The organism is Novosphingobium pentaromativorans US6-1, assembly GCF_000767465.1.
GTDB classification, from domain to species: domain Bacteria; phylum Pseudomonadota; class Alphaproteobacteria; order Sphingomonadales; family Sphingomonadaceae; genus Novosphingobium; species Novosphingobium pentaromativorans.
In genome coordinates this window covers 2,431,916-2,450,588 of the sequence record NZ_CP009291.1, presented here as the reverse complement: position 1 = coordinate 2,450,588, position 18,673 = coordinate 2,431,916, and the positions used below count along the sequence as shown (strand labels likewise).

Annotated in this window: 22 protein-coding genes; 10 read left to right on the top strand and 12 right to left on the bottom strand. The window is 64.8% G+C overall.

What is annotated here, in order from left to right; translation table 11 throughout:
* Window positions 1-5: 5 nt before the first annotated feature.
* Window positions 6-1,289 (bottom strand): phosphoribosylamine--glycine ligase, encoded by a 1,284-nt coding sequence (gene purD, locus JI59_RS11455; protein WP_007012564.1) that lies wholly within the window; start codon window positions 1,287-1,289, stop codon window positions 6-8.
* Between purD and xseA the strand changes: the two genes are divergently transcribed.
* Genes xseA through JI59_RS11435 form a run of 4 tightly spaced genes read left to right on the top strand, consistent with a single transcriptional unit; the run spans window position 1,288 to window position 4,987 of the window.
* Window positions 1,288-2,811 carry an exodeoxyribonuclease VII large subunit gene (gene xseA / locus JI59_RS11450; RefSeq protein WP_007012565.1) on the top strand — a complete coding sequence of 508 codons (1,524 nt, stop codon included), beginning with the start codon at window positions 1,288-1,290 and terminating at the stop codon, window positions 2,809-2,811. The two genes, purD and xseA, sit on opposite strands and share 2 nt — an antisense overlap.
* A gap of 26 nt (window positions 2,812-2,837) precedes the next feature.
* Complete coding sequence (locus JI59_RS11445) at window positions 2,838-3,041, top strand: DUF2093 domain-containing protein (RefSeq protein ID WP_038576060.1); 204 nt, start codon at window positions 2,838-2,840, stop codon at window positions 3,039-3,041.
* Complete coding sequence (locus JI59_RS11440) at window positions 3,038-3,952, top strand: M23 family metallopeptidase (RefSeq protein WP_007012567.1); 915 nt, start codon at window positions 3,038-3,040, stop codon at window positions 3,950-3,952. The genes JI59_RS11445 and JI59_RS11440 overlap by 4 nt, the downstream gene beginning before the upstream one ends.
* Window positions 3,953-4,000: 48 nt before the next feature.
* Window positions 4,001-4,987, top strand: a complete 987-nt coding sequence (locus tag JI59_RS11435; RefSeq protein ID WP_007012568.1) for an esterase-like activity of phytase family protein — start codon at window positions 4,001-4,003, stop codon at window positions 4,985-4,987.
* Window positions 4,988-5,103: 116 nt separating this feature from the next.
* On the opposite strand, the gene rpmB is transcribed toward JI59_RS11435, so the two are convergent.
* Window positions 5,104-5,388, bottom strand: coding sequence for a 50S ribosomal protein L28 (gene rpmB, locus JI59_RS11430; RefSeq protein WP_007012569.1), 285 nt, complete (start codon window positions 5,386-5,388; stop codon window positions 5,104-5,106).
* Window positions 5,389-5,502: 114 nt separating this feature from the next.
* Between rpmB and JI59_RS11425 the strand changes: the two genes are divergently transcribed.
* Window positions 5,503-5,958, top strand: coding sequence for a nucleoside deaminase (locus JI59_RS11425; RefSeq protein ID WP_013834534.1), 456 nt, complete (start codon window positions 5,503-5,505; stop codon window positions 5,956-5,958).
* An 11-nt stretch (window positions 5,959-5,969) separates the two neighbouring features.
* Here the strand turns inward: JI59_RS11425 and JI59_RS11420 are convergent, their stop codons facing one another.
* On the bottom strand, window positions 5,970-6,632 hold the full coding sequence (locus JI59_RS11420) for a ribonuclease T2 family protein (RefSeq protein ID WP_007012571.1): 663 nt from the start codon (window positions 6,630-6,632) through the stop codon (window positions 5,970-5,972).
* A gap of 44 nt (window positions 6,633-6,676) precedes the next feature.
* On the bottom strand, window positions 6,677-7,537 hold the full coding sequence (gene nadC, locus JI59_RS11415) for a carboxylating nicotinate-nucleotide diphosphorylase (RefSeq protein WP_013834535.1): 861 nt from the start codon (window positions 7,535-7,537) through the stop codon (window positions 6,677-6,679).
* A gap of 346 nt (window positions 7,538-7,883) precedes the next feature.
* On the opposite strand from nadC, the gene JI59_RS11410 reads away from it, so the two are divergent.
* Window positions 7,884-8,093: a hypothetical protein gene (locus tag JI59_RS11410; RefSeq protein ID WP_007012573.1), complete on the top strand. Its 210-nt coding sequence runs from the start codon at window positions 7,884-7,886 to the stop codon at window positions 8,091-8,093.
* 91 nt (window positions 8,094-8,184) lie between these two features.
* On the opposite strand, the gene JI59_RS11405 is transcribed toward JI59_RS11410, so the two are convergent.
* The 5 genes from JI59_RS11405 to JI59_RS11385 all read right to left on the bottom strand — a co-directional run bounded on the left by JI59_RS11405 (window position 8,185) and on the right by JI59_RS11385 (window position 13,890).
* Entirely contained in the window at window positions 8,185-8,982 is a 798-nt protein-coding gene (locus JI59_RS11405; RefSeq protein ID WP_007012574.1) for a LytR/AlgR family response regulator transcription factor, read from the bottom strand.
* Between the two features lie 46 nt (window positions 8,983-9,028).
* On the bottom strand, window positions 9,029-10,192 hold the full coding sequence (locus JI59_RS11400; RefSeq protein WP_007012575.1) for a sensor histidine kinase: 1,164 nt from the start codon (window positions 10,190-10,192) through the stop codon (window positions 9,029-9,031).
* 64 nt (window positions 10,193-10,256) lie between these two features.
* Complete coding sequence (locus JI59_RS11395) at window positions 10,257-10,943, bottom strand: DsbA family protein (protein ID WP_007012576.1); 687 nt, start codon at window positions 10,941-10,943, stop codon at window positions 10,257-10,259.
* 66 nt (window positions 10,944-11,009) lie between these two features.
* The gene (locus tag JI59_RS11390) at window positions 11,010-12,350 is read right to left on the bottom strand and encodes a M48 family metalloprotease (RefSeq protein ID WP_007012577.1); all 1,341 of its coding nucleotides are present in this window, start codon (window positions 12,348-12,350) and stop codon (window positions 11,010-11,012) included.
* A 181-nt stretch (window positions 12,351-12,531) separates the two neighbouring features.
* Entirely contained in the window at window positions 12,532-13,890 is a 1,359-nt protein-coding gene (locus JI59_RS11385) for a PAS domain-containing protein (protein ID WP_007012578.1), read from the bottom strand.
* Window positions 13,891-14,141: 251 nt separating this feature from the next.
* Here JI59_RS11385 and JI59_RS11380 point away from each other — a divergent pair, with 251 nt between their 5' ends.
* Genes JI59_RS11380 through JI59_RS11370 form a run of 3 tightly spaced genes read left to right on the top strand, consistent with a single transcriptional unit; the run spans window position 14,142 to window position 15,796 of the window.
* Window positions 14,142-14,501 carry a PadR family transcriptional regulator gene (locus tag JI59_RS11380; RefSeq protein WP_007012579.1) on the top strand — a complete coding sequence of 120 codons (360 nt, stop codon included), beginning with the start codon at window positions 14,142-14,144 and terminating at the stop codon, window positions 14,499-14,501.
* Window positions 14,491-15,057, top strand: coding sequence for a DUF1700 domain-containing protein (locus JI59_RS11375; protein ID WP_007012580.1), 567 nt, complete (start codon window positions 14,491-14,493; stop codon window positions 15,055-15,057). The genes JI59_RS11380 and JI59_RS11375 overlap by 11 nt, the downstream gene beginning before the upstream one ends.
* Before the next feature lie 25 nt (window positions 15,058-15,082).
* The gene (locus JI59_RS11370) at window positions 15,083-15,796 is read left to right on the top strand and encodes a GIN domain-containing protein (RefSeq protein WP_007012581.1); all 714 of its coding nucleotides are present in this window, start codon (window positions 15,083-15,085) and stop codon (window positions 15,794-15,796) included.
* A 153-nt stretch (window positions 15,797-15,949) separates the two neighbouring features.
* Here JI59_RS11370 and JI59_RS11365 read toward each other — a convergent pair whose 3' ends face one another.
* Genes JI59_RS11365 through JI59_RS11355 form a run of 3 tightly spaced genes read right to left on the bottom strand, consistent with a single transcriptional unit; the run spans window position 15,950 to window position 17,981 of the window.
* Window positions 15,950-16,810, bottom strand: coding sequence for a metallophosphoesterase family protein (locus tag JI59_RS11365; RefSeq protein ID WP_007012582.1), 861 nt, complete (start codon window positions 16,808-16,810; stop codon window positions 15,950-15,952).
* Between the two features lie 10 nt (window positions 16,811-16,820).
* On the bottom strand, window positions 16,821-17,675 hold the full coding sequence (locus JI59_RS11360; protein ID WP_007012583.1) for a diacylglycerol/lipid kinase family protein: 855 nt from the start codon (window positions 17,673-17,675) through the stop codon (window positions 16,821-16,823).
* 36 nt (window positions 17,676-17,711) lie between these two features.
* Window positions 17,712-17,981 (bottom strand): hypothetical protein, encoded by a 270-nt coding sequence (locus JI59_RS11355; protein ID WP_007012584.1) that lies wholly within the window; start codon window positions 17,979-17,981, stop codon window positions 17,712-17,714.
* A gap of 291 nt (window positions 17,982-18,272) precedes the next feature.
* On the opposite strand from JI59_RS11355, the gene JI59_RS26750 reads away from it, so the two are divergent.
* Complete coding sequence (locus tag JI59_RS26750) at window positions 18,273-18,581, top strand: UrcA family protein (RefSeq protein ID WP_007012585.1); 309 nt, start codon at window positions 18,273-18,275, stop codon at window positions 18,579-18,581.
* Window positions 18,582-18,673: the final 92 nt, after the last annotated feature.

Below are 18,673 nucleotides of genomic sequence, written 5' to 3'. Positions count from 1 at the left end.
TCCGGTCAGTCCTGGCTCTGTTCACGCGCCACTTCGCGCCAACCGATGTCGCGGCGACAGAAGCCGGTCGGGAAGTCGATCGCGTCGACGGCGGCATAAGCCTTCGCCTGCGCATCGCCGACCGAGACTCCACGGGCGGTGACGTTGAGCACGCGTCCGCCATTGGCGACGAGCTGTCCGTCCTCGAGTGCCGTACCCGCATGGAATACCTTGGCACCATCGGCTTCCGCGGCGGCAAGCCCTGCGATGCTGCCGCCCTTTTCCGGCGTGCCGGGATAACCCTTGGCCGCCATGACGACAGTCAACGCGGTATCCTTCGCAAAGCGCGGCGGCTGGATCGAGCCCAGGCGGTTCTCGGCGCAGGCCTGGAGGATATCGACGAGATCGCTTTCCAGACGCAGCATCATCACCTGGCACTCGGGATCGCCGAAGCGGCAATTGTACTCGATCAGCTTCGGCCCATCCTCTGTCAGCATCAGGCCGAGGAACAGCACGCCCGAATAGGGCATGCCCTCGTCGGCGAGAGTGCGGACGGTCGGCGCGATGATACGCGTCATTGCCTCTGCCTCCAGCGCCGGAGTCAGCACCGGCGCCGGGCTGTAGGCGCCCATGCCGCCGGTATTCGGGCCGGTATCGCCGTCACCGACGCGCTTGTGGTCCTGCGCCGAGGCGAAGGGGACGATGGTGCTGCCATCGGTCAAGGCGAAGAAGCTGGCTTCCTCGCCTTCCAGGAATTCCTCGATCACGGCTTCCGCGCCCGCTTCGCCGAAGCGGCCGGCGAAGATGTCGCGCACCGCTTCCTGCGCCTCCTCCATCGTCATGGCGACGGTAACGCCCTTGCCTGCGGCAAGGCCATCGGCCTTGATCACGACAGGCGCGCCGAACTTCTCAAGCGCAGCCAGACCGTCCGCTTCGCTGGAGACGCGCACGTAGCCACCGGTCGGGATTCCGGCGCGCTCGCACAGGTCCTTGGTGAAACCCTTGGACCCTTCGAGCTGGGCGGCCGCCTTGCTCGGGCCGAACACGGGAATGCCCTCGGCCCGCAGGGAATCGGCAAGTCCATCGACCAGCGGCGCTTCCGGACCGATCACGACAAGACCGATTTCCTTCTCGTTGCAAAAGGCGATAACCGCCCCATGATCGGTGGCATCGAGCGACACGCAGGTTCCCGCCTCGGCAATCCCCGGATTTCCGGGAGCTGCATAAAGCGTGGAGCAGCGCGGGGATTGCGCCAGCTTCCAGGCCAGCGCATGTTCGCGTCCACCCGAGCCCAGAAGAAGGATATTCATGCCGCGGCCTTTCGATGAGTCTTACGATGACGACGAATATGGAGATGGTCGTAGGGGTGGGCTGGTAGCGAAGCAATCGGCCGGGGACAACGCCGCGCCGCTGTCCATCAGCGAGATTTCTGCACTGCTCAAGCGCACGGTCGAGGACCGTTTCGGCTTCGTGCGCCTGCGCGGTGAGCTTTCCGGCGTGAAGCGCGCGGCCTCCGGCCACCTCTATTGCGCACTCAAGGACGACAAGGCGGTAATCGACGGCGTGATGTGGCGCGGCAATGCGCAGCGCCTCGCCTTTCGTCCCGAAGACGGCGTCGAAGTCATCGCAACCGGCAAGCTGACGACATATCCCGGCCGCTCCAAGTACCAGATCGTCATCGATTCGATGGAGATCGCAGGCGAAGGCGCGCTGCTCGCCCTGCTCGAAAAGCTGCGCGCCAGACTGGCCGAGGAGGGCCTCTTCGCGCCCGAGCGCAAGCGGCAGCTGCCGTTCCTGCCGAAGGTCATTGGCGTCGTGACGTCACCCACCGGCGCGGTGATCCGCGACATCCTTCATCGCTTGGCAGACCGCTTCCCGAGCCACGTGCTCGTCTGGCCGGTGCTGGTGCAGGGGGAGGGCGCGGCTGCGCAGGTCGCCAATGCCGTGCGCGGCTTCTCGCAAATGCCCGCCGATGGCCCGGTGCCGCGGCCCGATCTCGTCATCGTTGCACGCGGCGGCGGCTCCATCGAGGACCTTTGGGCTTTCAACGAGGAACCAGTCGTGCGCGCCGTGGCGGAGTGCTCGATCCCGGTGATCTCCGCAGTCGGACACGAGACCGACACGACCCTGTGCGACTATGCCGCCGATCGCCGTGCGCCGACGCCCACCGCCGCCGCCGAAATCGCGGTGCCGGTGCGCGCAGAGCTGATGGCGACGCTCGACGAGCTGGCCCTGCGCAAGCGCCGCTGCGCCCTCCGGCCGGTCACGCTGGGACGCGAAAGGCTGGAAGCGCGCGTCCAGCGCCTGCCGAAGCCGGATGCGATTCTCGCCGCGAAGACGCAGAAGCTGGACGAATTGACCGATCGCCTGCGCCGCGGCCTGCAGGACCGCGCTTCGAACGCCGAAAAGCGCCTGGGCTCGGTCGGCAGGCCGCTCGCGCTGCTGCGCCACCGCGCGCAGGCGAGCAGCGAGAGGTTGGCGCGCACCGGCCTGACGCCGCGCCTGCTCACCCGCCGCTGGTCGATGGCGCGCGACAGCCTTGCCCCGGTTTCGCGCGTCCTGCCCCAGCTCGATCCGCGCCTGCCCCTGCAGCGCGGCTATGCCCTGGTGAAGACGGCCGAGGGCAGGGCCGTGACCAGCCGCGAACTGGCATCCCGGGAAGCGGCGCTGGTTCTCGAATTCCGTGACGGGGATCTCCCGGTCACCACCGGTTCAGGCGATTCGGTGTCTCCTGCGCCCAAGCCCGCGCCCGCTGTGGCCGCCCCGCGCAAGCGGGGGACCGGACCGGAAAGAACGAAACCGGACCGGCCGCGACAAGGCGATTTGTTTTGACCACGAGGCTCTGCTAGAAATCACCCATGCTCATGTCATCTGCCGAACGTCCCGCAACCCTCAGCTACGGACCCAACGGGTTCCGCATGATCAGCTCCGGCCACTTCGTCACCTGCGCCGTAACCGGTGAGAAGATCTCCCTCGAAGCCCTGCGCTACTGGAGCGTAGAGCGGCAGGAACCCTATGCCACCGCGGAAATTGCCACCCGGCGTCTCCTCGGGAAGGCATGAAGGGCCTCCATACGCGTTTCGCCTGGCTGAAGCTTGGCGGCCTTGCCGCTGCTGGCGGCCTGATCCTTGCCGGTAACGCCATGGTCGAACCTGCCGGTTCCGCCCATGCTTCGACCACTGCCCCGGTCTCTCCGGCTGCAGCGCCGCGCCCGGCCGAAATTGCCTTCTCCGGCGAGATGACCCAGGGCGGATGGATTCGCGGCGTCGCCCCGGCGGGAACCACCGACCTCAGGCTTGACGGCGAAGCGGTTCGAATCGCGCCGGACGGCGCCTGGTTCGCCGCGTTCGACCGCGATGCCGCGCCGGAGGAGATCCTCACCGCACGGATGAAGGACGGCACGACCTATCGCCAGACGCTCACCGTCTCCCCGCGCGACTGGCACATCGAGCGAATCAACATTCCGCGCCGCGCAGGCGGGCCCTCCGAAGCCTTCATGAAGATCCGGCAGCCCGAGCTTGACCGCATCAATGCAGCGCGGGCGATGGAAACCGGCGCGCAAGGGTGGCGCCAGCGCTTCATCTGGCCAGTGAAGGGCCGCATTTCGGGCCGCTTCGGCTCGCAGCGCATCTATCGCGGCGAACCGGGCAGCTACCATTCGGGTATCGACATAACTTCCGGCACAAGCGGCACCCCCTTCGTCGCTCCGGCGGACGGCGTCGTCATCCTCGCGGCGGAAAAACCCTTCACGCTGGAAGGAAACCTGCTGATGCTGGACCACGGCATGGGCCTCAACAGCGCCTTCCTGCACTGCTCGCAAATCCTTGTGAAGGAAGGCGATCACGTGAAGCAGGGGCAGGTGATCGGCAAGATCGGCATGTCCGGCCGCGCTACCGGCCCGCACCTGCACTGGAGCATCAAGTGGCAGTCCGACAGGCTCGATCCCCTGCTTTTCACCGGGCCGATGAACTGATCGACGAAGTGGCCTTGCCGTCGGCGCGCGATTGACTATCCAGCCCTTGTGCACCGCAGCATCGCCCTTCTGCTCCTGATCCTGCTTGCAGCCGTCACCTGGCTGCGCTCACCCAGAGCGCCGCGCCTGGCGCAAATGACGTTCGACTACGTCGCCCTCACGCCGCGCCCCGGAACAGACCCGCAGTATCACCTCGGCGCATTCCGACTGGAAGGCGCGTGGCACATGGCCAGCAGGTCGCGCGGGTTCGGCGGCTATTCGACGCTGCTTGCGATGCCGGACGGGCAGCTCCTCGCCGTCGGCGATTCGGGCGGATACTTGCGCTTCACCTTGCCGGGCCAAAAACCCGGCGCACTGGCGAGCGGCAGCCTGGATATCAGCCGCTGGAACGACAAGGCCGATCGCGATGTCGAATCGGCGACGCGCGATCCGCGTACCGGCACGATCTGGCTGGGCATGGAGGGCTCCAATTCCATCGTTCGGCTCGGCCCCGAACTGAACGTGGAAGCCAAGGTCCGGCCCGGCGCGATTCGCCGCTGGGGCGTGAACTCCGGCCCGGAAGCCATGACCCGCCTTGCCGATGGGCGATTCGTCCTGCTGCGCGAGGCGTTCAAGGGCCGGCTGGAGGATCGCAGACACGACGCCGTCGTGTTCGAGGGCGATCCCGCGACGCGGCCGAAATCGTGGCATTTCACGTTCGATGGGCCGAAAGGCTTCAGTCCCACCGACATGACGCAATTGCCCGACGGCCGCCTGCTGATCCTGATGCGACGGCTGGTCTGGCCGATGCCGCAGCGATTCGCCGGGCGCATCGCCATCGCCGACCCGGTCGAGATTCGTCCCGGCGCGATCTGGCACGCAAGGGAAGTGGCCCGAATCGCCTCGAGCCTGCCGGTCGACAATTTCGAAGGCCTTGCCGCCGTGCCGCAGGGCAAGGATCGCCTGACCGTGTGGCTGATATCGGACGACAATTTCTCGGATTTCCAGCGCACGCTGCTCTGGAAACTCACCGTCGATCCACGCGACCTGCCCTGAGAACCGCGCAGGAAAAGTACCGGAAAGCAGTCAGACACGCGAAAAGGCGCGCGAGGAACCCTCGCACGCCTTTTTCGAACCAGTGCCTTGTCAGGCTCCCCGAAGGGAGCCGGAAATCAGGCGGCCTGCTTCTTCTTCAGCTCGCGCTTCACCTTGACGGCGCGCGGGCTGAGCTTCGTGTCGGAAGTCTTCAGCAGCCAGTTGTCGAGGCCGCCGTTGTGCTCAACCGAGCGAAGGCCGTGCGTCGAAACGCGGAACTTGAAGCTACGCTCCAGACCTTCCGACATCAGCGTGACGTTCTGAAGGTTGGGCAGGAACACGCGCTTGGTCTTGTTGTTGGCGTGGCTGACGTTGCAGCCGACCTGACGACCCTTGCCGGTCAGTTCGCAGATGCGGGACATGTCTACTCTCGCTCGAAAAAAATCTTGGCCGTTTGTACGGGAAGGCGCGCCCTTACCGAGTCACCAGGTGAACGTCAAGTTGCGCCGCGGTTTTTCGCAGGCTAGCGCGTCCTCATGACTCGCTGGCCGCTCCCCGAATACATGCAACTGGCGCTGACGCAAGCCCGGGAAGCCGCGGATTCGGGCGAAGTGCCTATCGGCGCGGTGATCGTCAGGGACGGAAAGGTCATCGCCACCGGCCGCAACGGCCCGCGCGAACGCCACGACCCGACCAGCCACGCAGAAATCGAAGCGATTCGCGCCGCCGCCCGGATTCTCGGCAATGAGCGACTCGAAGGGTGCGAGCTATGGGTGACGCTGGAGCCCTGCGCGATGTGCGCCGGGGCAATTTCCCACGCCCGCATCGCCCGGCTCTATTACGCCGCACCCGATCCCAAGGGCGGCGCGGTCGAACATGGCGCGCGCGTATTCGAACACGACCAGTGCCTGCACCGTCCGGAAGTCTATTCCGGCATGGGGGAAGCCGAAGCCGCGGAAATGCTCAGGGCTTTCTTCAGGGACCGCAGGTAGCCCTTGTCGCCCTACAGGCCCCGCCAGATCTTCAACGGGGCGGAATCGGCGGGCCCCCACTGCCTGCGGTCGCAGGCCCGGGGCATGAAATCCTTGCCGTAGCAAAGCTCGATCGCGCGCAGCCAGCCGCCGCGGCTGACGTCCACGCCGACCTGATCCGCCGTCCAGTCCGGATTACCGGCGAGAAAGGCCCGGCGCAGATCGCCCACCGTCAGGTCGTCCTCGCGCGAGAGACGATCGGCATCGGGCCAGCGGATCGAGCGCCAGAGAATCGCGCTGACCTTGAAATAGGTTTCGGGCCGCTTCGTCATGCAACTGCCGTGCTTGGCCCACTCGTGGGCGAGGAGGCGGGCCGAAGGCGTCATGCACAAGTGGCGTCGCAGCAGGTCGGGCGAGGGCAGTGGCCGCGTCGCGCACCACTGCGGCGCGGGGCCCTTGCCCGCTTCGGGCCAGAGGCCGTGCAGGACGAAGCCGAAACGCCCATTGCGGCGCGAACACTGCATCGAATCCGTCTCGCCGCTCATCTTGCAGTAGTCGGGAGACCAGCTTGCCGCGAGGGTATAGCCCGCGACGGCGACCTTGCGGACCGGGCCGTCGGGCGCCTGCGGCCCCACCGGGGCAATGCTGCGCGGCACGGCGCACTGATAGGCCTGGGCGAGCGCAGGCGCCGGCATAAGCGCCGCAAGGACCAGACCGGCCCGAGCCGCGAGCAGGGGCCTCACAGCGGCGTGAAGTCGAGGCCGATGTCGGCGGCCGGTGCGCTCTGGGTGAGACGGCCCACCGAGACATAAGTGACGCCCGAGGCGGCAATCGCGCCGATGGTCCTGAGATTGACGCCGCCCGAAGCCTCCGTCGGCACGCGTCCGGCCACGAGGGCGACGGCCTCGCGCAGCATGTCAGGCCCCATGTTGTCGAGCAGGAGGTGATGCGCGCCCGCTTCGATGGCAGGCTCGATCTGGTCGAGCCGATCGACTTCGCAGATGATCTGGGCCACGCCCGCCGCCTTGGCACGCCCCACGGCCGGACCGACGCCGCCGGCGACGAGGACGTGGTTATCCTTGATCATCGCTGCGTCCCACAGGCCCATGCGGTGGTTCTGCGCGCCACCGGTGCGGGTTGCGTACTTTTCGAGGTGACGCAGGCCCGGGATCGTCTTGCGCGTATCGAGAAGGATGCCGTGTCCGCCCATGGCATCGACATATTCGCGCGTCATCGTTGCGATCCCGGACAGGTGCTGCACGGTGTTGAGCGCACTGCGCTCCGCCGTCAGCATGGCGCGGGCATTGCCCGAGAGGCGCATGAGGTCCGACCCGGGCCCGACGCGGGCGCCCTCCTCGACGAGGATCTCTATTTCCATCGCAGGGTCGAGCTTGCGGAAGAAAGCCGCGGCGACCGGCAGGCCCGCGACAGTGATGGCGTCGCGCGAATCCATGGTGCCGGCAAAACGCGCATCGGCGTCGATCACGCTTTCCGAAGTCACGTCATGCCCGCCCCCGGGCAGGCCCACGCCGAGGTCTTCGGCAAGCGTTGCATCAACGAAGGCGGCAAGGTCGAAACCGGTCAGCGTGAAGTCGTTCATGGCGCCGTCCATGCCAAGGCCGCGGCCCCGTGTCGAGAACCACCATCGATGCGCGATTTGCAATCGCGGCCGCATGGGACCATAGCGCAAGGATCACGAGCATCCGAATTCGTAGGCGCTCGTGGCTGAGAGACCATCCGCGCTCCCGCTTACGTTGCCGGAGCATCGAGATGAAGATCGATCATTTGAGTTCGCACCGGAGCATCCCGGCCGCAGCCTCGTCCGCCCTGATTCAGGCCCTGCCTGTGCTGGGGACGGCGCTTTCCTGCCAGCAGACCGCGCATGGTTTCTGCGGGGCGATAGCGAAACCAAGACACCTCACTCCCCTCAGACCCGGAGAAATGCCATGAACGACAGCGTCGAAAAACCCTACCTCATCCAGAAAGGCGAGGATGGCAAATACCGGCTGACCGTGCGCGACACGCACTACAATTCGCGCGGCTATCCGATCGTCAAGTCGACCCTGCAGGACGAAGTCTTCGACACGCAGTCCGCAGCCAAGACTTTCGCGCGCGAGAACTTCAAGGCCCAGGCCGGACAGTACGCGACGAAGTAAGCTGGCGTCCGACTTCAGGTCCGCAAACGACGAAGGCCAGGAGCGAGAGCCCCTGGCCTTTCCTGTTCATGCGCCGTCGACGGCGGCCCTATCAGTGAACGAAACGCGCAATCACGTCGCGGTACGAACGGCTGACTTTCACCTGTGCACCTGAATCGAGCACGAGGAAACATTCGCCGTTGGTATGCGGCTTGACCTGGCGGACCTGGTTCAGGTTGACGATGGTCGAACGGTGGACGCGTTGGAACACGCGCGGGTCGAGCCGGCGCTCGAGGTCCTTCATCGTTTCGCGCAGGATCAGCGAGTTGTCTGCCGTGCGGATGCACATGTAGTCGCCAGCCGCCTCGATATGCTCGATGCTGTCAACGTCGATGCGGAAGATCTGGCCGCGATCCTTGATGTTGATCAGCTTTTCATAGCGATCGGCATTGGGATCGGCTTCCTCGGGCATGGCCTCGACCGCGTCGGGGGCAACTTCGGCCAGCACGTTCTTGAGCTTCTCCGCCTCGTCGGCAGAGCGCTTCTCGGCGATGCGCTGGCGCACGCGCGCAAGGGTATCGTCCAGCTTCGATTCCTCGACCGGCTTCATCAGGTAGTTCACCGCATTCGCCTCGAAGGCGCGCACGGCATGTTCCTGGTAGGCGGTGACGAAGACGAAGAGCGGCGGCTCGATCTCCATGACGCCCTTGACCACCGAGAACCCGTCGAAACCGGGCATCTGGATGTCGAGGAACACGAGGTCGGGCTTTTCGGTCTTGATCTTGCGGATCGCTTCGCGTCCGTTCGAGCAGGTATCGATGATCTCGACGTCCGGATACTTTTCAAGGCGCAGCTGAAGGCCCTGAATCGCGAGTTTCTCATCATCGACGAGGATGGTGCGGATGGTCATCTTGTTCGTTCTCCGGGCCCCATAACGCATGAGACCCAAAATTGTTTCATTGTGCAGCCATTGCGGCAAGCCGAGGGGCTTCCGGGACGTCCTCTGCTGCTTCGCGGCGCTCGACAGGAATTTCGATCAGGACGGCAAAACCGCCTTCGATCGGCTCGACAGTCTCGAATCGGTGATGTTCGCCATAGGCCTGGGACAGGCGATCACGGATATTGGACAGACCAACGCCCGTGGAGACGGGCTCACCTCCATCGTATGACATACCCGACAACCTGTTGTCGGTGGTGGGGCTTTGCAAGCCGGGGCCGGTGTCCGAAACGGTAATGCGAAGCATGGAGCCGACGAGTTGCGCCGAAATGGTGATTTCCGCGCCGCTTTCCTGCGGGGTCACGGCATACTTGATGGCGTTCTCGACCAGCGGCTGAAGCAGCAATGAGGGCAGCAGGCAGGATTCGGTCGCCGGATCGATGTGGAAGGTGGTCCGCAGGCGCTCTTCGAAGCGCATGCGCTCGATATCGAGGTAGAGCTTGAGCGTCTCCACTTCCTGCGCAACCGTCACCCGCGCAGAGGGCTTGTTGACGAGCGTATAGCGCAGGAACGACGAGAGCCGCGAGAGCATGGCATTGGCCGGCTCGGTCTGCTTGAGCAGCACCAGGGTCGAGATCGAATTGAGCGTGTTGAACAGGAAATGCGGGTTGAGCTGGTAGCGCAGCATCGCCAGCTGCGCCTGGGTCGCCTGATTCTCCAGCCGGATCAGCTGGTCGTTCTGCTCCTCGATCTGCAGATAGAAGTTGATGGCGTAATAGAGCGCGGACCAGGCCCCGAGCAGGGTGGCATCGAGGTAGAAGACGCCAAGGAACAGCTGGGTGAAGGTCGCATCGCTGTCCGAACGGTACAGCGAAATGACCCAGGCATCGATGAAGGCGTTGAGGCCCACTGCGAAGGGCAGGATCAGCGCGGTCATGCCCCAGGTCACCAGAGCCCGGCGGGTGATCAGTGTTCGATAGATGACCGAGAGCACCAGCGAGATCGAGAAGCCGGTGATCGTGGCGATCAGGACCAAGACGAGGAACGAGAGGCGCTGGTCGTTGGCGATCGCCGACATCGTGCGCAGCAGCATGGCCCCGCCCCAGCCGAGCGCCTGGAGGCGCCAGAAGGCCTTGTCCTTGTCGGCAAAGAACGGAATGGGCTGGATAGGCAGGACGCTCATGAACGTTTCCTAGCCCAGATCCGCGCAAAGCTGAACAATCCCCTGCGACAGGATGTTCCCTTTATCAACTCCCCCGAGCGTCGGCGACCGCGCTGGAGAGCTGATCGATGCCCACCGCGCCCGAAATCAGGCGATCGCCCGCGATCCAGCTTGGCGTTCCGCCGAAGCCGAGATTGCCGGCGGTTTCGTAATTGCGCTGGATCTCCGCCGCCACATCCTTGCTCTCGGCCACCTTGCGGGCGCGCTCCATGTCAAGGCCGACGGCCTTGGCGGTCGCCTCGATGGTCTGCGGGTCGAGCTGCCCGGCCGCGAACATCGCATCGTGGAACTCGGCAAACTTGCCCTGCTCCGCTGCGGCAAGGGCCATCCTCGCCGCTTCCGGGCTGTGCGGGCTGATGATCGGCAGTTCGCGGATGACGATGCGCAGGTCGGGGTTCTTCTTCACCAGCTCGATCACGTCAGGCAGGCTCGCGCGGCAGTATCCGCAGGCATAGTCGCTGAATTCGACAAGCGTGACCTTGCCCTCGGGGTTGCCCAGCACCGCGCCGGGGAAGGGCGTTTCCACTGCCTGACGCACGCCGGCGAGCTGCTTGCTGCTCTGCCGGTTCTGGAGATTCTCCATCGCCTGCGGCAGGATTTCGGGATGATCGAGGATATAGTCGTGCACCACGCTTTCGATCGCCATGCGCCCGCCGAACCAGCCGCCGACACCGAGAACCGCGATCAGCACGGCGAAAAATGCGTACTTCATGCCTGTAGCCATTCGTAGATCCTGCCTCGTTGCGGCAAAGCGCGCCGCCGCTTTCTGCGCGCTGTCCTAGCGACGCTTCTTCTCGCGTTCCAGTTCGGCGCGTGCCTGCATCTCGATATCCTGCGCGCGGATCCAGTCCGGCGTGCCCGTCGGCAGGCCCGCCTCGGCCGCCTGCGCGCTCATCAGGGCGGCATTCATGTTGCCGGAGAGCACCTGCTGCTCCGCGCTGGCCAGCCTTGCGCGCGGCATGTCGCCCTTGGCCGCATAGATCACGCCGAGCTGGTACCAGGTGAACGGATTCTCGCGGTCGCGGGCCACCGCATTGCGCAGCACCCGTTCGGCCTCCTTGAAGTTCGACGAGTCCTCGGTCGCAATCAGGGCATGGCCGAAGAGGGTCGCTATCAACGGCTGGTTTCCGGTCAGTTCGGTCGCCTTGCGCAGCGGCGCCAGCGCTTCTTGCGGACGGCCAGATTCCAGCAGGATCTGACCTTCCAGCTCCAGGAAGTAAGGGTCCTCGGGATCGGCCTCGATCAGCGCATCGGTCTCGGCCGTGGCGAGATCGAACTGCGCGTCCTTGTGATAGGCGTAGGCGCGGGCATAGTGGGCGGGAATCGAATTGTCGGTCAGCGGGTACTGCCGCAGGACGTCCTTGGGTTCGGCAAGGTAGCCGAACAGCTTCGCCTTCATCCGCATGAAGCGCTGCTGCAGCTTGGGATCGTCCGGCTTGTTCCAGGCCGGGTCCTTCTCATAGGTATCCTGCAGCGTCTGGATGCGGTCGCCGGTGAGCGGGTGGGTGCTGTAGAACTCGTCGCCGTCCTTGGGGCGATAGCCATAGCGGAACTCGAGGTTCTGCAGCTTCTTGAAGAATTCGACCGAGCCACGGCCGCTGATCCCGGCTGCGGAAAGGTACTGCGCCCCGGCGGCATCGGCCGAAGCCTCCTGCGAACGGTTATAGGCAAGGTACTTGCCCATGGCGGCCTGCTGGCCGGCCATGATCACGCCCATCGCCGCTTCGCCGCCACCGGCTGCCGCCGCAGCCGCACCGAGCAGGAGCGAAAGCAGCGAAATATTGGTCGCGCTGCTGGCACCCAGATTGAGCACCGCATGCCCGCCAGTGACGTGACCCAGTTCGTGGGCGATCACGCCCTGCACTTCGCCTGCGGTATCCGCCTCGTTGATCAGGCCGCTGTTGACATAGACGGCCTGGCCGCCTGCAACGAAGGCATTCACGGAAGGGTCGTTGACGAGGACGATATCGACATTGGCCGGATCGAGACCCGATGCCTTGACCAGCGGCGCCGACATGTCCTTGAGCAGGGCCTCGGTCTCCGCATCGCGCAGGATCGATTGCGCCGCAGCCGGCGCGGCCGCCCAGCCGAGCAGGGCGAGGAAGGCCAGGAACCTCATCAGGGGGGCGGCAATTCGCTGAAACGGCATCGTCTCTCTTGGAACCCTTGCGGCCTTAACCCCCGCTGAAGCGCCGGGGATGGCCAGTTGTCGCGCGCTGGCCCGTCAGCCTAGCGGGCGCCGATGCCGTTTCCAAGGGCGCCGCCTGACGAATGCCGGTCGAACGCCCCCAGGTCGGTTCCTATCCGAGGATCTGCCGGGCCGCGCGGTCCAAAAGCGCTTCGTCGTCGCAGACTTCGCCCAGCAGCACCACTTCGCCCGAATCCAGGCGCCGCGCGACGAGGACGGTGAACTCGCTTTTGCGAGCGACGTCCTCGATCGGCTTGGGGTCGAGACCACGCAGTCCCTCGATCAAGGTCTCGTGACGCGAAAGCGGCCCGCTGCCCTTGCAGCTTTCCTCACGGCGCAGGCGGCGCTCTTCCTTGACGAGAGCCTTGAGGCCGCCCGGTGCATCGGACAGGAACGCCCCAAGCGCCCCGCATTCGAGGCCGAGACGGCGTCCGTGGGCGATGGCGGTCGCAAATTCGGTGAGGCGGGTCTTGTCGTAATCGGTTCCGAAGACGAGCTTGACCAGCGGGATCAACGGCGCGCGGTCCTGCACCTTCAGACCGGCATCTTCCACCAGTTCGGCGAAATCGTCGGGCGCGCTCTCGGCAGCAAGGGCGAAGTCGTAGGCGAGGCCGATCGCCTCGTAGAGCGCATGGCGCGAGCGTTCCTCGCTGCTGCGCGCGAGCATCGCCTGTTCACGGGCCGAGGCGAGCCAGTCGCCCAGTTCCATCTCGCGGTGGACAGCCGGCATCGGCGCATCTTCGAAATAGTCGTCATCGTCGATTTCGTACCCTTCGAGCGACAGGTCCATCCCGGCCGGTCCCTCGACAGGTTCGACCATGCCGAGATCGAGCGGGCCATCGGCCCAGCCGGTCAGCGGCATCGTGCTGCGCAGCATGGCGGGGCGCGTCTCGACCGCTTCGTCGATCTGCTTCATCAGCGCGTCGGTGCTGGTCTGGTCGGCCAGCTCCTTCCAGTTGATGACACCGTAGATGTGATCGATCTGGTCGTCGTTGCGCGAGAAGGGCAGGAGAATCCCGCGGTAGAGAATCGTCGCGCCGCGCTGGTTGACGAATTCCGCCTCGAAACCGATCGGCGCCTGGTTGGCGATGATCTGCATGTAGTGATCGGTGATACGCGACAGCAGCGAGCGTGTGGGGACCTGGCTCAGTGCGCGAATCGCACCGGTCGTACCGCATTCGTCGGCCAGTTCCGCTCCCAGATAAACGATCGCCGGATCGTCAGCGCCATGGGTGAAGTCCAGCAGCACGCTATAGGGCCCGAAATCGCCGAGGCTTTCCGGATCGAGGTCGGCAATGTCGGGAAACTGGCGGTTATCCAGCAGACTCGCCCAGAAATTGTAGGCGCGCACCTGCATGCGCCGCTCATCCTTGCCGATGATGGCGGGCGGCTCCCGGCCGCTGTCCTGTTCGTGGAAGGAGCCCTCCTCGGGCTGGTCCTCTCCAGAAAACTGACCGCGCAAACTGTCCATGCGGAAATCCCCAGCAAGTCGAATTGATCTCCCTTCTGGCGCAACATGGTAAATTAACGCTTAAGTTGCGCCGCCCGCGATGCCGGGGCCTTCCAAGCTGCAGCGAACACGCGATTTTTCCCACGCAGAACATTACCCGATACCTTCTTATAGAGAGGTACCGATCAATGCACATGTACTACCTTTAACATGGTACCTTGCATCACATAGTAGCTTGCAATATACACTGGGCATCCGCAGGAGATGATTCGATGTCCGAAATCGAAATCCAGTTGAAGAAAGGGGTGCTGGGGCTATGCGTCCTGGCGCTGCTGTCGCGCGGTGACAGCTACGCCTACGAGATCGCGAGCCGCATGGCCGACGCGGTCGATATGGGCGAAGGCACGATCTATCCGCTCATGCGCCGCATGCAGTCGGAAGGTCTCGTGACCACCTACCTCGAGGAATCGCCCTCGGGTCCGCCGCGCAAGTACTACCGCATCACCGATACCGGTCGCGAACGCCTGGCCGAACAGGTTGGCGACTGGCGCACCTTCACCGCCGCCGTGAACGGCCTCATCCTCGGCAGTGAAGCGCCGATGAAGGAAGGGGAGACCAGCCATGAAGCGTAACGAGTTCATCAAGCGCCTGAAGGCCGGCCTCAAGGGCATGCCTCAGGACGACATCGCCGAGATCGTCGCCGACTACGAAGAGCATTTCGACGCCGGCGCCGCAGACGGGCGCAGCGAGGAAGAAGTTGCCGCCGCCCTCGGCAATCCCGGCCGCCTCGCCCGCGAACTGCGCTTCGAGGCCGGTTTCCGCAACTGGGAAAGCGCCCGCTCGCCGTCTTCGGCCTGGTCCGCGATCCTGGCCTTCATGGGCCTTGCCACGATCGACATCCTGATTCTGCTGCCGATCGTCCTACCGATCATCGGTGTCGTCTTCGGCCTGTTCGTGGCGGTCCTGGCGATCTTCGTTTCCGGCGGCTTCGTGCTGATCGTCGGGCCTTTCAACGGCTTTCCCGGTGGCTGGCTGGTCGCGATCCTCGCAGGGCTGGGCATGATGAGCGCCTCGGTCGCAGCCGGCGCGCTGCTGACGCTGATCAGCATCTGGATCGTCAACGCGCTGATGTGGTTCGGCCGCCTGCACTACCGGGTGATCGAGCCCGCCATCCACGCAGAAGACTGAAAAGACGTAGGAAGGAGAAACTGAGATGCTCAGGAAACTGCTCATCGTATTCGCCAGCGGCGTGATCCTTTCGATCGTCGCATTCGGCTCGGCATGGGTTATCGGCGGCGAAAAGCTGCGTCAGGACTTTGCCGAAGGCCATGGCTGGAGCTGGACCATCGGCGAGGACGACAAGAACCTGGGGCCCAACCGGACCCGCAAGTTCACCGTCGAACCCGGTGCCAGGCTGGCCATGGAGATCCCGGTCCAGCTCAGCTTCACCCGCGGCGATACGTCCGAGATGATCGTCACCGGCCCGCAGAAGATCGTCGACCGCCTGACCTGGGTGAACGGACGCCTCGGCATCGAGGGCAAATACCGCTCCGACCGCAGCATCAAGGTCCGGATCACCGCACCGGAGATCAACGGTCTCGACCTCGACGCTCCGGGCGACGTGACTCTCGCCGGTCTCGACCAGGAGAAGTTCACGCTGCGCTCAGAGGGTGCAGTCGATCTCGATGCCGAAGGCCGGGTTCGCAAGCTGTTCATCACCTCGGCAGGCGCCGGCTCGATCGACGTCGGCCAGGTCGACGCCGAAGATGCAGTGGTGCGGATCGACGGCGTTGGCGACGTGACCGTCGGCGCCCGCAATCTCGTCGATATCGTGATCAATGGTGCAGGCAACGTCAGCCTGGTCCGCAAGCCGGCAAACCTGCGCAGCCAGATCAACGGCATTGGCTCGGTCGACCACGACTACTGAGAATATCGCAAAGGGAGGAGTCTTCCGCCGCACCGAATCCCCCCGCCGTGCGGCGGTCGATCCATGAAGAAGGCCGCATCGTCATGAGACGGTGCGGCCTTTTCTGCATCTCGGATCGCAGGCACCATCCCGGAAGGATCGCCCTGCCGACCTTCAGTGCACCGGCGGATCGACAGGAGGGACGGCGTGGACCGGCGCCACCGGTTCGTCGCTTTCGCGCGGCGGCATTGCGTTCTCCGGCACTTCGCGGATCTGCATGTCGGGCGTGGGGACCTGCTCGAGATTGCGGGCGGTGACCCGGATCTCGTCCCCGTCGATCAGGATCTCGTTGAAGCTCGGCGGCGTCGAACGGATGCGGCGCGAAAGCGTGCCGGCACCGATCATGCGCAGCGGCCCGCGCGCGGTCTGCTCGAGAAGATCGAACGGATCGTGGATGTGCCCGGTCAGGATCGCAGCGACCTTGCGCTCGGCCAGCGCTTCCATCGCCCGCGTTCCGTCAATCGTGAGGAGCTTGCCGCCGGGGCCGCGTTCGGTAAGCGGGTGGTGCGCCGTAACCAGAATGCGGGTCCCAGGAGGATGCGCGTCGATCGCGGCCAGAGTCTCTTCCAGTGCCTTGGGCGTCACCCAGCCGTTCGACCAGGGAAAGCGCCACTGCGCCCGGGTCGCCGTCTTGAGCGGCACGATGGCGAGATCGGGCAGGTCCAGCTGCGCCTCGACCACGCGTTCGATCTTGTGAAACCGCTTGTAGGGCGTGGTGAAACGCTCAAGCAGGTTGAAATAGGGCATGTCGTGATTGCCCACTTCGACCGTCACCGGCACGTCGAGCGCGGAAATCCAGTCGGTCGCCGCAGCGAATTCGCGATGCCGCGCGCGCATCGTCAGGTCGCCGGTGATTGCGACCGCATGCGGCTTCTCGCGCGCAATGCACTGCTCCACCCAGGCGAGGGCTTCGCGATCTTCCAACCCGAAATGGATGTCGCTGAGATGGAAGAGCTTGATCGGCCCGGAATACATATTCGAGACCTTACCGTGCATCGGCAGTCGCCAACAGGTCTACTTCGCAATTTGCCAGCGTAAACTGGTCCTCGGCTCCCCCGTCGAAGGGTTCGCCATCTATCAACAGGCCCATGGGTTCTCCCTCGGGGCAGACGAGCCGGATGGTTTCGTGCATGCCCAACTGGTCATGCGGGCCATCGCGATAGTTTCGGTTGAGCAGCGCGATACCCTGCCCGGCAAAGTCGCCAAGCGTCTCGGCATAATAGCCTTTTACTTCGAGGCCGGTGTCATGCGGGTTCACGGTGATTGCCGCATAGCCCTCCTTGCGTCCGCAGTCGACACCTTCGCAGACCACCTTGGGCGCGCGTGTGGAATGGGCAATGGCCTCACGGGTCGTCGTCACCACTTCGAGGATGTTGGACGAACGCATCGCCTCGCGCACCTCGTTCCAGATCGCGCCCGGCCCAGCCAGCACGCCTGTCAGCCCTTCGCCATGGCGCGAGCGGATTACGCGCGGGCGGACGCGGCGGGCGTTGCCCTTCGCAAGCCTGTCGACGATCTGCGCCGCGGGAACGTCGCCGTGCAGGCGCTTGGACAGCAGGTTCATCGTCCCGCCCGGCAGAACCAGCAACGCGCCGTCCCAACCATAGGCGGTGGTAACGACGGTATGGGTGGTTCCGTCGCCGCCGAACACGACCAGCAGATCTACGCCTTGCGCGTCGAGCTGCTCTGGGCTGGGCGCGCTTTCATCGGGAAAGCGGATCCGCCGGGCCGGTGGCATGCCCGCATTGTCGAGCGCGCTGACCAGTTCGGCTACAGCTTCATCGTCGTTGCTGCCGCTCGCCGCATTGCAGACGAGCCACGTTTTCTTCGCGTTTCCCATGTAGCGAAAAACCGGTGGGCGCCCCTGCGGTTCCCGTCACACCCTGCCGCTGTAGATGAGCCATGCGGAAAAGCCGTTGAGCACGGTGTAGAGCGCATAGACCCAGGCCCAGCCGGAAGATCCCGCCGCTGCCATGACCATCGCGCCCAGCAGCATCGCGAACTCGACGATCAGGCTGAGACGCCCCCCCAGCGGCTGGAAGAACCAGGGCACCTGCGCAAGCATGGGATGCCCGCTTTCCAGAACGGCCTTGTGCGCAGCGAAATTGAGAACGCCCAGGCAGAAGACGATGATCAGGCCCACCATTGCCTTCGCACCCTACATCGCGCGTAGCCAACTTGCCAGCACATGCGCGAATCGCGGGGCCGAATCGCGCGCCTTCCGGCCGTTTACCGGCAGATTGGACGGTTTCGTCCGGGCCGATGCTCGCCGTTCGTCGAGTGCATATGTCGTTCGTCCCCCCAGCACCCCCTTCGTCGAGGTCGAACGACCCGCGGTCGACGTGCGCGTGAAGGCGCAGGGAATCGGCGGCAGAACGATCACATCGAGCCGCCCGGAACACCTTCCGCCCCGGCTCAGACCCGAGGAGGAAACACGATGTTCACGACTGCCCCGCTCGCCGCCGCCGCACTTCTTGGCCTGGCCCTGACCGCAGCCCCGACTTTCGCCAAGGACGTCGCGGTCCGCTATTCCGATCTCGACCTGGCTTCCAGCGAAGGCCAGAAGACCCTGGAACGCCGCATCGATCGTGCCGCCCGCAGCGCCTGCGACTACGATCGCTACGATACCGGTTCGCGCATCCACTCACGCGAGAAGACCCAGTGCTACCGCAAGGCGCTGGAAAGCGCGAAGACGCTGATGGCGAGCAAGATCGCAGCCGCTCAGGAAGCGCAGCTCGGCGGCTGAGGCGGATGCCTTGCGAACCAACGAGGTCCCAAAAAAATAAGACCCGGAAAAATACCTGCGGCGGGCTTCACGGCCCGCCGTTTTCTTTGTGC

Coding starts and splice junctions, on each gene's coding strand:
- JI59_RS11400 (WP_007012575.1), bottom strand. CDS start 10,192: ATGAGCGTCCTGCCTATCCAGCCCATTCCGTTCTTTGCCGACAAGGAC.
- JI59_RS11360 (WP_007012583.1), bottom strand. CDS start 17,675: ATGGGAAACGCGAAGAAAACGTGGCTCGTCTGCAATGCGGCGAGCGGC.
- JI59_RS11370 (WP_007012581.1), top strand. CDS start 15,083: ATGCTCAGGAAACTGCTCATCGTATTCGCCAGCGGCGTGATCCTTTCG.
- JI59_RS11445 (WP_038576060.1), top strand. CDS start 2,838: ATGCTCATGTCATCTGCCGAACGTCCCGCAACCCTCAGCTACGGACCC.
- JI59_RS11380 (WP_007012579.1), top strand. CDS start 14,142: ATGTCCGAAATCGAAATCCAGTTGAAGAAAGGGGTGCTGGGGCTATGC.
- JI59_RS11385 (WP_007012578.1), bottom strand. CDS start 13,890: ATGGACAGTTTGCGCGGTCAGTTTTCTGGAGAGGACCAGCCCGAGGAG.
- JI59_RS11440 (WP_007012567.1), top strand. CDS start 3,038: ATGAAGGGCCTCCATACGCGTTTCGCCTGGCTGAAGCTTGGCGGCCTT.
- JI59_RS11405 (WP_007012574.1), bottom strand. CDS start 8,982: ATGACCATCCGCACCATCCTCGTCGATGATGAGAAACTCGCGATTCAG.
- JI59_RS11375 (WP_007012580.1), top strand. CDS start 14,491: ATGAAGCGTAACGAGTTCATCAAGCGCCTGAAGGCCGGCCTCAAGGGC.
- JI59_RS11395 (WP_007012576.1), bottom strand. CDS start 10,943: ATGAAGTACGCATTTTTCGCCGTGCTGATCGCGGTTCTCGGTGTCGGC.
- rpmB (WP_007012569.1), bottom strand. CDS start 5,388: ATGTCCCGCATCTGCGAACTGACCGGCAAGGGTCGTCAGGTCGGCTGC.
- JI59_RS11355 (WP_007012584.1), bottom strand. CDS start 17,981: ATGGTGGGCCTGATCATCGTCTTCTGCCTGGGCGTTCTCAATTTCGCT.
- purD (WP_007012564.1), bottom strand. CDS start 1,289: ATGAATATCCTTCTTCTGGGCTCGGGTGGACGCGAACATGCGCTGGCC.
- JI59_RS11425 (WP_013834534.1), top strand. CDS start 5,503: ATGACTCGCTGGCCGCTCCCCGAATACATGCAACTGGCGCTGACGCAA.
- nadC (WP_013834535.1), bottom strand. CDS start 7,537: ATGAACGACTTCACGCTGACCGGTTTCGACCTTGCCGCCTTCGTTGAT.
- xseA (WP_007012565.1), top strand. CDS start 1,288: ATGCCGCGGCCTTTCGATGAGTCTTACGATGACGACGAATATGGAGAT.
- JI59_RS26750 (WP_007012585.1), top strand. CDS start 18,273: ATGTTCACGACTGCCCCGCTCGCCGCCGCCGCACTTCTTGGCCTGGCC.
- JI59_RS11365 (WP_007012582.1), bottom strand. CDS start 16,810: ATGTATTCCGGGCCGATCAAGCTCTTCCATCTCAGCGACATCCATTTC.
- JI59_RS11390 (WP_007012577.1), bottom strand. CDS start 12,350: ATGAGGTTCCTGGCCTTCCTCGCCCTGCTCGGCTGGGCGGCCGCGCCG.
- JI59_RS11410 (WP_007012573.1), top strand. CDS start 7,884: ATGAACGACAGCGTCGAAAAACCCTACCTCATCCAGAAAGGCGAGGAT.
- JI59_RS11420 (WP_007012571.1), bottom strand. CDS start 6,632: ATGCCGGCGCCTGCGCTCGCCCAGGCCTATCAGTGCGCCGTGCCGCGC.